This window comes from Acinetobacter sp. YH12068_T (assembly GCF_024606005.1).
In the GTDB taxonomy this organism is placed as follows: Bacteria; Pseudomonadota; Gammaproteobacteria; order Pseudomonadales; family Moraxellaceae; genus Acinetobacter; species Acinetobacter amyesii.
This window is the reverse complement of record NZ_CP094555.1, coordinates 2,192,877-2,208,197: the sequence shown is the minus strand read 5'-3', so window position 1 is coordinate 2,208,197 and position 15,321 is coordinate 2,192,877. Positions and strand designations below refer to the sequence as shown.

10 protein-coding genes and 1 tRNA gene are annotated in these 15,321 nt (G+C 42.2%); 10 read left to right on the top strand and 1 reads right to left on the bottom strand.

The features are described 5' to 3' along the window. Positions 1-28 precede the first annotated feature (28 nt). Complete coding sequence (argG, locus tag MST18_RS10650) at positions 29-1,372, bottom strand: argininosuccinate synthase (RefSeq protein WP_078189146.1); 1,344 nt, start codon at positions 1,370-1,372, stop codon at positions 29-31. Positions 1,373-1,990: 618 nt separating this feature from the next. On the opposite strand from argG, the gene lldP reads away from it, so the two are divergent. The 10 genes from lldP to hutH all read left to right on the top strand — a co-directional run bounded on the left by lldP (position 1,991) and on the right by hutH (position 15,264). Then, positions 1,991-3,658 (top strand): L-lactate permease, encoded by a 1,668-nt coding sequence (gene lldP, locus MST18_RS10645; protein ID WP_180133650.1) that lies wholly within the window; start codon positions 1,991-1,993, stop codon positions 3,656-3,658. A 32-nt stretch (positions 3,659-3,690) separates the two neighbouring features. Next, positions 3,691-4,434 (top strand): transcriptional regulator LldR, encoded by a 744-nt coding sequence (gene lldR, locus MST18_RS10640; protein WP_078189144.1) that lies wholly within the window; start codon positions 3,691-3,693, stop codon positions 4,432-4,434. A 2-nt stretch (positions 4,435-4,436) separates the two neighbouring features. Continuing rightward, entirely contained in the window at positions 4,437-5,591 is a 1,155-nt protein-coding gene (gene lldD, locus MST18_RS10635) for an FMN-dependent L-lactate dehydrogenase LldD (RefSeq protein WP_078192909.1), read from the top strand. A 318-nt stretch (positions 5,592-5,909) separates the two neighbouring features. Then, a complete protein-coding gene (dld, locus tag MST18_RS10630) occupies positions 5,910-7,601 on the top strand; it encodes a D-lactate dehydrogenase (protein WP_180133676.1) in 1,692 nt (563 codons plus the stop codon). A 182-nt stretch (positions 7,602-7,783) separates the two neighbouring features. Then, positions 7,784-9,820, top strand: coding sequence for an NADPH-dependent 2,4-dienoyl-CoA reductase (locus tag MST18_RS10625; protein ID WP_180121782.1), 2,037 nt, complete (start codon positions 7,784-7,786; stop codon positions 9,818-9,820). Between the two features lie 87 nt (positions 9,821-9,907). Beyond that, positions 9,908-9,997, top strand: a tRNA-Ser gene (locus tag MST18_RS10620). 406 nt (positions 9,998-10,403) lie between these two features. Continuing rightward, complete coding sequence (hutC, locus tag MST18_RS10615; protein ID WP_180133649.1) at positions 10,404-11,147, top strand: histidine utilization repressor; 744 nt, start codon at positions 10,404-10,406, stop codon at positions 11,145-11,147. After that, positions 11,144-11,758, top strand: coding sequence for a HutD family protein (locus MST18_RS10610; protein WP_180133648.1), 615 nt, complete (start codon positions 11,144-11,146; stop codon positions 11,756-11,758). The genes hutC and MST18_RS10610 overlap by 4 nt, the downstream gene beginning before the upstream one ends. Positions 11,759-11,971: 213 nt before the next feature. After that, a complete protein-coding gene (hutU, locus tag MST18_RS10605; RefSeq protein WP_180133647.1) occupies positions 11,972-13,645 on the top strand; it encodes a urocanate hydratase in 1,674 nt (557 codons plus the stop codon). Positions 13,646-13,731: 86 nt separating this feature from the next. Next, positions 13,732-15,264, top strand: a complete 1,533-nt coding sequence (gene hutH, locus MST18_RS10600) for a histidine ammonia-lyase (protein ID WP_180094791.1) — start codon at positions 13,732-13,734, stop codon at positions 15,262-15,264. Positions 15,265-15,321 lie beyond the last annotated feature (57 nt).

The following is a 15,321-nucleotide window of genomic DNA, read 5'->3' as shown; positions in this document are numbered from 1 at the left end:
GCGCGGTTTTTTTATGACTCAACAAATCTTATTTGTTTTTGTCTTTTAATTGAGGCACTGCTGAACCTGTACCTACTGCAAGTAAGCCAGAGTTTGTGTAGATGCCTAATTTAGCGCGAGTATCTGTGATATCTAGGTTACGCATAGTCAATTGACCGATACGGTCAGCAGGACTAAACATAGAGTCACCTTTCTCCATAGTTAAACGCTCAGCTTCATAAGTGAGGTTAGGAGATTCAGTGTTTAGAATAGTGTAGTCATTACCACGACGAAGTTCTAAAGTCACCGTACCAGTGATTGCTTTAGCAACCCAACGCTGCGCAGTTTCACGAAGCATTAATGATTGAGAATCGAACCAACGACCTTGGTAAAGAAGACGACCTAAACGAAGACCGTTAATGCGGTATTGTTCGATGGTGTCTTCGTTATGAATACCAGTCACAAGACGTTCATAAGCGATGTGAAGAAGCGCCATACCCGGAGCTTCGTAAATACCACGAGATTTTGCTTCGATAATACGGTTTTCGATTTGGTCTGACATACCTAGACCGTGACGACCACCGATACGGTTGGCTTCAAGAATGAATTCAACAGGGTTTTCGATGCGTTTGCCGTTTAATGCAACAGGGAAGCCTTCTTCGAAAGTTACAGAAACTTCTTCAGCTTTAACTTCTACATCATCTTTCCAGAAAGCAACGCCCATGATTGGGTCTACGATTTTGATACCCGCATTAAGGTATTCAAGATCTTTTGCTTCGTGAGTCGCACCTAACATGTTTGAGTCAGTTGAGTACGCTTTCTCTTTTGACATTTTGTAGTCAAAACCGTTGTCGATTAGGAACTGTGACATTTCTGCACGGCCGCCTAGCTCGTCAATGAAAGTTTGGTCTAACCAAGGTTTGTAAATTTTTAGCGATGGGTTAGTCAATAGACCATAACGGTAGAAACGTTCGATGTCGTTACCTTTATAAGTCGAACCGTCACCCCAGATGTTTACGTCATCTTCTTTCATTGCGGTTACAAGCATCGTACCTGTAACTGCACGACCAAGAGGAGTCGTGTTGAAATAAGGCATACCACCAGTTGAAATGTGGAAAGCGCCACATTGAATAGCCGCAATACCTTCTAAAGCAAGTTGTAAACGACAATCAACTAAGCGAGCTTTAACTGCGCCATACGCTTCCGCTTTTTTTGGAATCGCATCGTAGTCGTCTTCATCAGGTTGACCTAAGTTTGCTGTGTAAGCATAAGGTTCCGCACCTTTTTGTTTCATCCACAAAAGCGCAGCTGAAGTATCTAGACCACCAGAGAAGGCAATACCAACTTTTTTGCCAACTGGGACATTCTGCAAGATAGTTGCATTATCAGTCATTGTTAATCCTAACGATATAAATATAGGCACCGAGAATGGGTGGCCTGAAAGAATACATATATGTGCGCGATTGTAGCACTTTTCTGCACGGTTTTTCTAAAAAATCATGAGATACAAGCGATGAGGTGGAAAAAAATGATCGTTGAAATCTATTGTTGAATACTTCATCTAGTTTTTGCGGGCAGAAAATGCGTTTTCTGAATGGAATAGAATACAAATATAAAGAAATCTATTTGATTTAAATAAATGGTCATACCAATATTGGGTTGATTTGGTTTTTATACTTTTCATTGAAATGAGACTGATGTCAAACAAAGCTTGGTTATTAGACTAAAGTATATTTTATAGAATTTATTCATAAATAATAATTATAAAACAGATATTTAAAAAATTGTTGTTAAAAATTCAAACTGGAAAATAATGTTTTCGCATTGATTATTGGTCATACCAAAAACAAGAAAAGCTTGAATGATGGAGTTGAAATATTTAAAAATTGCGGAGTATTTCAGCAATAGTATGAGTTTTTATGTCTTTGATTCTTATATTGGTCATACCAGTGAGAAAAGACCACATGCTGATATTGCTCAATAATTAAATCTTAGTAAGCATTTCAAGGAGATGACAATGCTTCAATGGCAGCAAATATATGACCCAATGGGGAATATATGGATATCAAGTTTAATTGCGCTCATTCCGATTATCTTTTTTTTCTTGGCGCTTGCTGTATTTCGTTTAAAAGGCAGTGTGGCAGGTACGATCACCGTTGTACTGGCACTTTTGGTGTCTTTATTTGCCTATGACATGCCTGCGCTTATGGCATTGGCTTCGATGGTCTACGGTTTCTTCTATGGTTTATGGCCGATTGCATGGATCATTATTGGTGCGGTGTTCCTGTATAAAATTTCAGTCAAAACAGGGCAGTTTGACATCATCCGTTCTTCGATTCTTTCCATTACTGAAGATCAACGATTACAGATGCTGTTAGTTGGCTTTGCTTTCGGTACTTTCCTCGAAGGTGCGGCGGGCTTTGGTGCCCCTGTGGCGATTACTGCAGCACTATTGGTAGGTTTAGGCTTTAAGCCTTTATATGCGGCAGGTCTTTGTCTGATCGTCAATACTGCGCCAGTGGCTTTTGGTGCGATGGGTATTCCAATTATCGTTGCTGGGCAAGTGTCTGGTGTTGATACGATGGAAATCAGTCAGATGGTTGGTCGACAGCTGCCATTTATGGTGCCGATTGTACTGTTTTGGATTATGGCGATTATGGATGGCTGGCGCGGTGTGAAGGAAACTTGGCCTGCAGTTGTGGTTGGCGCGAGTAGCTTTGCGATTGCACAGTACCTAACCTCGAACTTTGTCGGTCCTGAATTACCAGATATTACCGCGGCGATTGCCTCTTTAGTGTCATTAACGATTTTATTTAAATATTGGCAGCCTAAACATATTTTCCGCTTTGCAGATCAAGATGCGACGATGAGTGAAGATGTTGCTGCACAAAAACAGCAAAAATATAGCTTAGGTCAAATTGCAAAAGCGTGGTCGCCATTTGCGATCTTAACGATGATGGTTACGATCTGGAGTATTAAACCGTTTAAGGATTTATTTACCAAAGATGGCGCGCTGCATGACATGGTTATTTCGATCAAAGTGCCATTCTTACACCAATTAGTTCAAAAGATGCCGCCAGTCGTACCTGAAATGAAGGACTATGATGCCATCTATAAATTTGATTGGTTTTCGGCAACAGGTACGGCAATTGTCATTGCTGCGATCATTACCATTATTTTCTTAAAAATGAAGCCGAAAGAAGCGATTGTGACCTTTGGTGAAACTATTAATGAATTAAAAATTCCAATTTATTCGATTGGAATGGTCTTGGCTTTTGCATTTATCGCCAACTATTCAGGGATGTCAGCAACATTGGCATTAGCACTTGCGCATACAGGTCAAGCCTTTACCTTCTTCTCACCATTTTTAGGATGGCTTGGTGTCTTCCTCACGGGTTCAGATACGTCAGCCAATGCACTATTTGCTGCATTACAGGCAACCACTGCACAGCAAATTGGTGTGCCAGAAGTATTACTGGTTGCTGCTAATACCAGTGGTGGTGTGACTGGAAAAATGATTTCACCCCAGTCCATTGCAATTGCATGTGCGGCAGTTGGCTTGGTAGGTAAAGAGTCTGATTTATTCCGTTTTACCGTAAAACACAGTATAACGTTCACAATCATGATGGGGATTTTAATCACCCTACAAGCTTATGTGTTCCCTTGGATGATTCCATAACACGCATTGTGTAACAACGTTAAGGAAAGCAGATGAAAGTCTCTGATAAAACTGTTCAAAGTCTTCGTGTATTGATTGAAGAAAGCAATATGCAAGTTGGAGATCGTCTGCCTGCTGAACGGAAACTGTGTGAACAACTTGGCGTCTCACGCACCTCTTTACGCGAAGCGATTTCTCAATTGACCAGCATGGGCGTGTTGGTCAGTAAAGTCGGTGCGGGGACTTTTTTAAAGCAATTACCAGCAACATGGTCGAGTTATCAAATTGTGCAGCCCATCAGCAGTTTGATTAGTGAAGACCCTGCCTACCGTTTTGATGTGCAAGAGGCGCGCATTATTTTAGAAGGTGGTACTGCATGGTATGCGGCACAACGTGCTACAGCAGAGGACTTGGCACATATCCGACATTATTATGATCAGATCAATCATTTTCAGGCTTTAGGCAATGACGATGAAGCAGCGCGTGCAGATGCCAAATTTCATTTAGCAATTGCTGAAGCTTCACACAATTTAGTGTTGATTCAGATGATGCGTGGTCTATTTGATCTGTTGCAATTTAATGTCGTTTTAGGTCGTCGAAAAGTTTATAGCGAAGCACACCGATTTGATCAATTGCATGATCAGCATTTTCAAGTCATGAATGCAATTGAACGTCGTGATCCTGAAGCTGCACGTAAAGCAGTCTGTGGACACATTGAGTTTGTAGTACAACAGGTGCGTATGATTGATGAAGAAGAAGCTCGACGTCAGCGTGCCAGTCGATTAAACAGGATATAAGCATGATTATTTCTTCTGCCAATGACTACCGTGAAGCGGCACGTCGTCGTTTACCGCCATTTTTATTTCATTACATCGATGGCGGGGCGTATGCCGAATATACCTTAAAGCGTAATGTAGAAGATTTATCAAAAATAGCGTTGCGTCAACGTGTGCTGAATGACATGTCACAGCTGAGTCTAGAAACCCAACTGTTTAATGAAACCTTATCGATGCCTGTAGCTTTATCACCTGTGGGTTTAACCGGGATGTATGCACGTCGTGGTGAAGTTCAAGCAGCCGTTGCCGCAGATAAAAAGGGCATTCCATTTACGCTGTCTACCGTTTCAGTTTGTCCAATTGAAGAAGTGGCGCCAGCGATTCAGCGTCCCATGTGGTTTCAGTTATATGTGCTACGTGACCGTGGCTTTATGAAAAATGCCTTAGAACGTGCCAAAGCAGCAGGCTGTTCAACTCTGGTGTTTACCGTGGATATGCCTGTTCCGGGCGCACGTTACCGTGATGCACACTCGGGGATGAGCGGCCCAAATGCTGCCATGCGCCGTTATATGCAGTCGTGTTTCCACCCACACTGGGCGTGGAATGTGGGTTTATTAGGTCGTCCGCATGACTTAGGGAATATTTCAAAATACTTGGGCAAACCAACAGGTTTAGAAGATTATATCGGCTGGTTGGGTAATAACTTTGACCCATCAATTTCATGGAAAGATCTTGAGTGGATTCGTGAATTTTGGGATGGCCCGATGGTCATTAAAGGCATACTTGACCCTGAAGATGCCAAAGATGCAGTGCGTTTTGGTGCAGATGGCATTGTGGTGTCAAACCATGGTGGCCGTCAGCTCGATGGGGTTTTATCATCAGCGCGTGCATTACCGCCAATTGCAGATGCAGTAAAAGGCGATATTAAAATCCTTGCGGACTCTGGTATTCGAAATGGTTTAGATGTGGTGCGTATGCTGGCTTTGGGTGCGGATACCTGTATGCTCGGTCGCGCCTTTGTTTATGCGCTCGGTGCAGCAGGTGGTGAGGGTGTTTCCAATCTTCTAGAATTGATTGATAAAGAAATGCGTGTTGCGATGACCTTAACAGGTGCAAAAACCATTGCGGATATTACATCTGATTGTTTGGTGAAGTTAGAGAAAGAGTTGGCTGGGTGATTTTTTGAATAGATCTCTTGGGAAAGTTATTCGTCATCAAAAAAATTAACAATGAAAGTTCCCTCTCCTTGTAGGAGAGGGTTAGGGAGAGGTATTTATTGATTAATTCTCCTAACCCTCTTGTGTAGCATTGCTACTCATCCCAAAGGGAGAAGGGATATTCATTATAGATTTTAATAACAATGACTAAAAACTTTTGATATGTGCAAATAAACCTACGTTGTTTAAATTATTTAAATCAATATTTTTTCATTGCATAACAATGCAATTCCTCTTTAGCGAGGAGAGAAAATAATGAAAATGGAAAATTCTACGAGCATGCAAACTCAATCATTACAAACCATTCAAAACCTCATCAACATCGTCGGTAAGCAACACGTTTTAACTGAAGATAAAGACACACGTTTATACCGCCAAGGTCGTCGTTATGGTGCAGGAAAGGTCTTAGCTGTGGTTACACCGGGCTCATTACTTGAGCAATGGCATGTGTTGCAAGCTGCTGTGGATGCAAATTGTATTGTGATTATGCAAGCCGCCAATACTGGTTTGACAGGTGGTTCAACGCCTTTTGGTGATGACTATGACCGTCCTGTGGTGCTGATAAGTACACGTCGTTTGGTTGGCATCCAAGTGATTAATGAAGGCAAGCAAGTGATTTGTCTACCGGGTGCGACATTAGACAAACTTGAAAAAGATTTGCTGCCATATAATCGTGAACCACATTCGGTGATTGGTTCTTCATGTATTGGGGCATCGGTTTTGGGCGGCGTGTGCAATAACTCAGGGGGGGCTTTGGTGCGCCGCGGTCCTGCCTATACAGAGCTTGCACTGTATGCACGAGTGAATGAGTCAGGTGAGTTAGAGTTGGTCAATCATCTAGGTGTCAATCTTGGCAATACGCCTGAAGAAATCCTCACAGCGCTGGAAAATAAAAATTATCAAATCAATGACATTGTGAATAATTCAAGTTGCTGTGCATCAGATCAACGCTACTCACATGACGTTAAACAAGTCGATGAAAATACACCTGCACGTTTTAATGCAGATCCGAGTCGACTATTTGAAGCATCGGGTTCAGCAGGTAAGGTCTGCGTCTTTGCAGTACGTTTAGATACCTTTGAAAAAATTCCTAGTCAGGTGTTTTATGTGGGAACCAATTCGCAAGATGATTTAACAGAAATTCGTCGTTTTCTATTAAAAGATCTTGCACGCCTCCCGATTGCGGGTGAGTACATTCATCGCGTGGCATACGATATTGGGGCTGAATACGGTAAAGATTCTTTTGTATTTATTGAAAAATTCGGCACCGCAAAAGTTCCTGCTGCTTTTGCCATGAAAGATAAAGTCGATGGCTATTTAGAAAAACTGGGTTTGCAAGGTTTATCGGATAAAGTTTTACAACTCGTCACTAAATTTATGCCGAATCATCTGCCAAAACGTATGAATGAATTTCGTGATTTATATGAACATCATTTGATGATTCGTATTGAAAATCAGGATGTTGATCAAGTTGATGCGTATTTGAAAATGTATTTTTTAGATAAAACCTCAGGCAATTATTTTAAATGTACGGATGAAGAAGGTCGTAAGGCATTTTTACATCGTTTTGCGGTGGCAGGAGCTGCCATTCGTTATCGTGATACGCATCGTTCAGAAGTGGAAGACATTGTTGCATTGGATATTGCATTACGTCGCAATGATCGAGAATGGGTGGAAACTTTGCCGAAAGCCATGGATGAGCAAATTATCCATAAACTCTATTATGGACATTTTCTTTGTCATGTTTTTCATCAAGATTATATTGTGAAAAAAGGTGTAGACCCTTTGGCAATGGAACATGCAATGTGGCATTTACTCGATGATCGTGGCGCTGAATATCCTGCAGAACACAATGTTGGACATTTATATGTCGCGAAGCCTGCATTAAAAAATCATTATCAAAAGCTGGATCCGACTAATAGCTTTAATGTGGGGATTGGACAAACCAGCAAGCTGAAACATTGGAAATAATGCTTTAAAAACAACATGCCGTGATGTGAAACTTCACGGCTTTTTTTTATGGTTCGAGGATTTATATATTAGGAGGTATTGACTATAAATACGAAGAATATTTTCTAAATTGTCATCCCAAAATATAAAAAAACCGCTAAAGTGTTATGCAACAAGTTGCAAAGCCAAAATAAGGATTCAGCATGACAACGACTAGCTATGCAAATATTTTAAAGCCTTTACATTTGGGTTTTACCACGATTAAAAACCGTGTCGTGATGGGGTCCATGCATAGTGGGCTGGAAGATCGTTTTTATAATTATCCTAAGCTTGCGGCTTATTTTGGTGAGCGTGCGAAAGGTGGTGTCGGCCTGATTATTACAGGCGGTATTTCGCCAAACCGTCAAGGTTGGCTGTTACCTGCTGGCGGTACCATGAATACGTTAGGTGATATTGCTCCACATCGCTTGGTGACCCATGCAGTACATAAACATGGTGCCAAAATTTTAATGCAAATCTTGCATGCTGGGCGTTATGGCTATCAGCCTTTTGCAGTGTCAGCAAGTCCGATTAAATCTCCGATTTCACCTTTTAAACCACGTCAATTAACGGACAAACAAATTCTTTCAACCATTGATGATTACGTCAAAACGGCAAGCCTTGCACATAAGGCCGGCTATGATGGTGTTGAAATCATGGGTTCAGAAGGCTACTTGCTGAATCAGTTTTTAAGCCGTCATGTCAACCAACGGACAGACCGTTGGGGCGGTGAAATTGAAAATCGTATGCGCCTTGCAGTTGATATTGTGAAATCGATACGTGCTGAAGTGGGTGAGAAATTTATTATCTGCTTCCGTTTGTCATTGCTCGATTTGGTTCATGATGGGAACACCATGGCAGAAGTCATTACTGTTGCTAAAGCATTGGAAGCAGCAGGTGTGACGTTGCTGAACACGGGGATTGGCTGGCATGAAGCACGTATTCCGACAATTGTGACCTCAGTGCCTCGCGCAGCGTTTGTGGACTATACCGCTGAAGTCAAAAAACATGTTGCGATCCCTGTCATTGCGTCCAACCGTATCAATATGCCAGATACAGCTGAAGAAATTTTGGCTTCAGGCAAGGCAGATATGGTGCAAATGGCGCGTCCATTCTTGGCAGACCCATTTTGGGTAAATAAAACGGCGACCAACCGTGTCGATGAAATCAATACCTGTATTGCCTGTAACCAAGCCTGTTTAGATCATACTTTTAAAAATCAGCGTGCGACGTGTTTGGTCAACCCACGAGCGGCATATGAAACTGAATTGGTTTATTTAAAGACCAAAAAACCGAAGCGTATTGCAGTCGTCGGTGGTGGCGTGGCAGGCATGTCTGCAGCTACGGTTGCGGCAAGCCGAGGCCATGCGGTGACATTATTTGAAGCTGGTGCAGAGGTGGGTGGTCAATTTAATTTGGCAAAAGTCATTCCCGGCAAAGAAGAATTTCATGAAACGATTCGCTACTTTAAAGTTCAAATCGAAAAAACGGGTGTGGATTTGCGTTTAAATACGCGTGTAAACCGTGAACAGCTTGAACGTGAAGGGTTTGAGGAAGTTGTTATTGCAACAGGTGTGGTTCCTCGCAGCTTAAAAATTGAAGGTAGTGATGCACCGAATGTCTTGTCTTATGCAGAAGTGCTGAAAGGCGCAGCTGTGGGCAATAAAGTTGCTGTGATTGGTGCAGGCGGCATTGGCTTTGATGTATCTGAATTTTTACTCAAACCACCACATCAGCCACAACCAATGCCTTTAGCGGATTGGCAGCGGGAGTGGGGTGTTGATCCAAATCCAAACTACATAACAGAAGGTGGTATGCAGGCTGCTGAGCTCGAACCTCCTGTTCGTGAAATCTACTTATTACAACGTAAAACAACTGCAATTGGTGCTGGGTTAGGTAAAACATCAGGCTGGGTACATCGTGCACAATTAAAGAAAAATGCGGTTCGTATGCTGCGTGGTGTTCAATACAAAGCCATTACTGATGAAGGTCTTTGGGTTGAATATGAAGGGCATGATCAATTATTACGTGTAGATACGATTGTCGTTTGTGCAGGTCAGGAATCGGTAAAGCATTTGATGCCAGAACAGGGTGAGAAAACCCTTGCCAATTACCATATTATTGGTGGCGCAAAACTAGCAGCAGAGTTAGATGCAAAACGCGCAATACGTGAAGGTGCGGAGCTTGCAGCTAAACTTTAAGGATTTGGCGAAACAATATTCATTTGAAAGGTTTAGTTGTAATTTTTACTTGTCAGATGAGTAAAACCTCCGTATTATGGCGCACATGGAAGCGTGGCAGAGCGGTTTAATGCACCGGTCTTGAAAACCGACGAGGGCGCGAGTCCTCCGTGAGTTCGAATCTCACCGCTTCCGCCAAATTCAAAAAAGCCCCTGTAGTGATACAGGGGCTTTTTTTTGCAAATTTTTTGAATGAAAGTTATTTATATATAAAAGTTGTCAAAGAATAAAAAGTAAACTTCAAAAAACTGGATATAGAATTAGTTGGGGTAAAACCGAGCAGGCGATAAAAAATTATTAAAACGAAATGACTTTAGTTAAGTTTATAAAAGATGAGTTAGATTCAAGGTCGATTTCTTTATTTTAAAGATGAATTAAAACACTTGTATATACAAGTTGGTTTTGGCTTATACTGTTTATTATTCTAATGATTAAGTATTGTTATCTTAGAAACCAAATTAGGTCTACATTTGCTAGATTGTTGATCTATATAAATGAATAAACAAACAATGAATAGTTAAACATTGTGATCGAAGAGAAGCAGATGTTATCAAACTCAGTTTTAGACGCAACAAAAGGGATAGAAGCGCCATCACCGCTTTATGCACAAGTGAAGCAGTACATTCAAAGCAAAATTTACAGCGGCGAATGGAAAGTCAATGACAAAATTCCCTCTGAAAGCGAATTGGTTAAATTGCTCAATTGCAGTCGTATGACGGTCAATCGTGCCTTGCGTGAGTTGACTACTGATAAAGTTTTGGTACGCGTACAAGGTGTCGGCTCATTTGTTGCAGAAGGCCAAGGTCATTCGGCCTTATTTCAAATTCATAATATTGCAGATGAAATTGTGGCACGGAACCATATTCATCGTGCTGAAGTTCTAAAACTAGAAAAAGTACAGGCGGATGTACAGCAAGCCTTGTTTATGCAAACCAAAGAAGGCGAGACACTTTTTCATTCCATCATTATTCATTATGAAAATGAAGTACCTGTACAAATTGAAGACCGTTTGGTGAATGCAGCATTAATCCCTGACTATTTACAGCAGGACTTTAGCAAGCTTACCCCCAATGCCTATTTAATGGCGCAGGCACCGGTCAATGAAGGTGAACACATAGTAGAAGCCGTTTTAGCCAATGCGCAGGAATGCAAATGGCTGAAAATTACCAAACAAGAGCCGTGTCTGCTTATACGTCGCCGTACGTGGTCAAATAAACAATTAATTTCTAGTGCACGCTTAACTTATCCGGGCAGCCGTTATTATTTGGAAGGAAAATTCGTGCAATGATTCAAGTATTGAAGCTGCATGATTATCAAAAAATGCCATGGAAAAATGGTCTAGGTTCTACCTTTGAAATTGCACGTCAATCTAGCTTAGCTAAAGATGATTTTGATTGGCGTGTGTCTATGGCGGATGTGGAAAATGATGGTGATTTTTCTTATTTTGAAGGGAAAAAGCGCATTATTTCTACGCTATCTGGTGCTGGAATGCGGCTGCAAATTGCCAAGCAATCACATGTCGATGTTTGCGCACGTGACTTATTTTCCTTTGATGGCGAGTTAGCAGTATTTTGCCAATTAATCGATGGGCCCATTCGTGACTTGAACCTGATTTACAATGCACAAAAAGTAAGGCCACGTATGCAGAGGATGGCAGGGTGTGAAAAACAGACGGTTTTATCTGCAGCACAAGACATCCTGATCTTTAATATGGCAGATCAGTTACAGATTTCCATTCATGAAAAAATGTATCATTTGGCAGCATTTGAATGTCTAAAAATTGCCAATCAAGATGAAACATTAAAGATCGAATTACCACAAGATACAGCGAAGGATTGCTGTTTCATTGAGCTATTTTATTCAGTTGACGTCTTTAAAAATGCCAAATATATCGCATAAATTTTCATACTACAACTAAAGTCATCAAACTTTAAAATCAATTAAAACATTCGTTTATATATTAATTTCACTTTTTTCAATAGTGAGGTCTTTTCAAAGATCGGTAGACATGCATATTATATGTACATGTATATACAAGTAAGCACATGTTTGTATTAGTGCTGAAGGGATGTCATTAGAAAAAACAGATTGTTGAATGGAAGGAGTCCAACGGTGACAACAACTACAAAATTTCGTGATGTAGAAATTCGCGCCCCTCGCGGTACAACGTTAAATGCAAAAAGCTGGTTAACAGAAGCGCCGCTACGCATGTTGATGAATAATTTGGATCCAGATGTCGCAGAGAACCCAAAAGAATTGGTGGTGTATGGCGGGATTGGCCGTGCAGCGCGTAACTGGGAATGCTATGACAAAATTGTTGAAACTTTAAAAGATTTAGAAGACCACGAAACTTTGCTAGTTCAGTCTGGTAAGCCAGTAGGGGTGTTCAAAACCCATAAAAATGCACCGCGTGTATTAATTGCAAACTCAAACCTTGTACCACATTGGGCAAACTGGAAGCATTTTAATGAAATGGATGCCAAAGGTTTGGCGATGTATGGTCAAATGACAGCAGGCTCATGGATTTATATTGGCAGCCAAGGCATTGTGCAAGGTACTTATGAAACTTTTGTAGAAGCAGGCCGTCAGCATTACAACGGTGACTTAACAGGACGTTGGGTATTAACCGCAGGTTTAGGCGGTATGGGCGGTGCACAGCCATTGGCTGCAACTTTGGCAGGCGCGTGTTCTTTAAACATTGAATGCCAGCAAGCCAGCATCGATTTCCGTTTACGTACCAGTTATGTAGATGAGCAAGCAACCGATTTAGACGACGCTTTAGCACGTATTGAGCGCTATACCAAAGAAGGGAAAGCCATTTCAATTGCGTTGCAGGGCAATGCTGCAGAAATTTTACCTGAGCTGGTACGCCGCGGTGTACATCCAGACATGGTGACGGATCAAACCAGTGCGCATGACCCATTAAATGGTTACCTGCCAATTGGCTGGACATGGGAAGAATACCGTGAACGCGCGCAATCTGAACCAGATGCAGTGGTAAAAGCCGCGAAGCAATCTATAGCTGTTCATGTTCAAGCGATGCTGGACTTCCAAAAAATGGGCGTTCCAACCTTTGACTATGGCAACAATATCCGTCAAATGGCGCAAGAAGAAGGCGTAGAAAACGCATTCGATTTCCCTGGTTTTGTACCTGCTTATATTCGTCCATTATTCTGCCGCGGTATTGGTCCTTTCCGTTGGGCTGCGCTTTCTGGTGACCCAGAAGACATCTACAAAACTGATGCAAAAGTGAAAGAGCTGATTCCAGATGATGAGCATTTGCATCATTGGTTAGATATGGCGCGTGAACGAATCGCATTCCAAGGTTTGCCAGCGCGTATTTGCTGGGTAGGTCTAGGCCTGCGTGCAAAACTTGGCTTGGCATTTAATGAAATGGTACGTACAGGTGAACTATCTGCACCCGTGGTGATTGGCCGTGACCACTTAGACTCGGGGTCTGTGTCTAGTCCAAACCGTGAAACTGAATCGATGCAAGATGGATCAGATGCAGTATCAGATTGGCCATTACTGAATGCTTTGCTCAATACAGCCGGCGGTGCAACTTGGGTATCATTGCATCATGGCGGCGGCGTAGGCATGGGCTTTTCACAGCATTCAGGTGTGGTAATTGTGTGTGATGGTACAGACGAAGCAGCAGAACGTATTGCGAGAGTGCTGACCAATGACCCTGCGACAGGTGTAATGCGCCATGCAGATGCTGGATATGATATAGCAATTGACTGTGCAAAAGAACAGGGCTTAAATCTGCCGATGATTACTGGCTAAGCCGTAAAAAGGACAACTGCTGATTCATCTCAACTCTCTCCTGATGAGTCAGCAGCGCATAAAAAATAGGAAACAGGGCTGTACACATGGAACTTTTAATTCAACCAGGCAAACTTAATTTAGCAGAATTACGTGAAGCATTTTTAAAGCCGATCAAAGTTAAGCTAGATCAGCAGGCCATTCCAGCCATTCAAGCCAGTGTCGATTGTGTTGAGCAAATTATTCGTGAAGGCCGCACGGCTTACGGCATTAATACAGGTTTTGGTTTATTGGCCTCAACTAAAATTGCGCAAGAAGATTTAGAGCAATTACAGCGTTCATTGGTTTTATCGCATGCCGCAGGTGTAGGCGAAGCGCTCGATGATTCAATGGTGCGTTTGATTATGCTGCTCAAAGCCAACAGTTTGGCGCGCGGTTTTTCAGGTATTCGTTTAAAAGTCATTGAAGCGCTTTTGGCACTTATTAATGCTGAAGTTTATCCGCATATTCCTTTAAAAGGTTCTGTAGGAGCTTCAGGTGATTTAGCACCGCTTGCACATATGTCATTGGTTTTACTAGGTGAAAGTAAAGCGCGTTATAAAGGCGAGTGGATTTCAGCTGTTGAAGCTTTGAAAATCGCAGGTCTAGAGCCGATTGCATTGGCAGCAAAAGAGGGCTTGGCACTGCTCAATGGTACACAAGTGTCTACAGCCTATGCGCTGCGCGGTTTATTTGAAGCAGAAGATTTATTTGCAGCTGCAACTGTATGCGGCGGTTTAAGTGTAGAAGCAATGCTTGGTTCACGTTCACCATTTGATGCACGTGTACATGAAGTACGAGGGCAGCGCGGTCAAATTGATGTAGCTGCTGCATATCGTGATCTATTGACTGACGAAAGTGAAATTGGTCATTCGCATGAAGATTGTGAAAAGGTACAAGATCCGTATTCGCTGCGCTGTCAGCCACAGGTGATGGGTGCATGCTTAACTCAAATCCGCCAAGCGGCAGAGGTGCTTGAAATAGAAGCCAATGCGGTATCTGACAATCCACTCGTTTTTGCCAAAGAAGGCGATGTGATTTCTGGCGGTAACTTCCATGCTGAACCTGTAGCAATGGCAGCAGACAATTTAGCCTTGGCTATTGCAGAAGTAGGTTCACTGTCTGAGCGCCGTATTTCGATGATGATGGACCGGCACATGTCACAGCTTCCACCGTTTTTGGTTGAAAATGGCGGCGTGAACTCAGGCTTTATGATCGCGCAAGTGACTGCAGCTGCCTTAGCAAGTGACAACAAAGCATTGGCACATCCTGCGAGTGTGGACAGTCTGCCAACTTCTGCCAATCAGGAAGATCATGTATCGATGGCGCCGAATGCGGGCAAACGTTTATGGTCTATGGCAGATAATGTACGCGGTATTTTAGCTATTGAATGGTTAGGTGCATGTCAAGGTCTTGATTTCCGTAAAGGCTTAAAAAGTTCTGTAAAATTAGAACAAGCGCGCAAAGTGCTGCGTGATCAAGTGCCTTACTACAGCGAAGACCGCTTCTTTGCGCCAGATATTGAACAAGCGAGTGAATTGCTTGCAAGTGGATGCTTAAACGCATTGATCCTAGAAGGTTTATTACCAAGTCTAAAATAAGTTTGTGATTGATAAATAGGGTCACATGAAGTGGCCCGATCAAATAAAAATTTCCTC

Excerpts from the sequence above, each read along its gene's own strand:
- hutH (WP_180094791.1), top strand. The coding sequence starts at position 13,732 with ATGGAACTTTTAATTCAACCAGGCAAACTTAATTTAGCAGAATTACGT.
- dld (WP_180133676.1), top strand. The coding sequence starts at position 5,910 with ATGCAAACTCAATCATTACAAACCATTCAAAACCTCATCAACATCGTC.
- hutC (WP_180133649.1), top strand. The coding sequence starts at position 10,404 with ATGTTATCAAACTCAGTTTTAGACGCAACAAAAGGGATAGAAGCGCCA.
- lldD (WP_078192909.1), top strand. The coding sequence starts at position 4,437 with ATGATTATTTCTTCTGCCAATGACTACCGTGAAGCGGCACGTCGTCGT.
- lldR (WP_078189144.1), top strand. The coding sequence starts at position 3,691 with ATGAAAGTCTCTGATAAAACTGTTCAAAGTCTTCGTGTATTGATTGAA.
- MST18_RS10610 (WP_180133648.1), top strand. The coding sequence starts at position 11,144 with ATGATTCAAGTATTGAAGCTGCATGATTATCAAAAAATGCCATGGAAA.
- MST18_RS10625 (WP_180121782.1), top strand. The coding sequence starts at position 7,784 with ATGACAACGACTAGCTATGCAAATATTTTAAAGCCTTTACATTTGGGT.
- lldP (WP_180133650.1), top strand. The coding sequence starts at position 1,991 with ATGACAATGCTTCAATGGCAGCAAATATATGACCCAATGGGGAATATA.
- argG (WP_078189146.1), bottom strand. The coding sequence starts at position 1,372 with ATGACTGATAATGCAACTATCTTGCAGAATGTCCCAGTTGGCAAAAAA.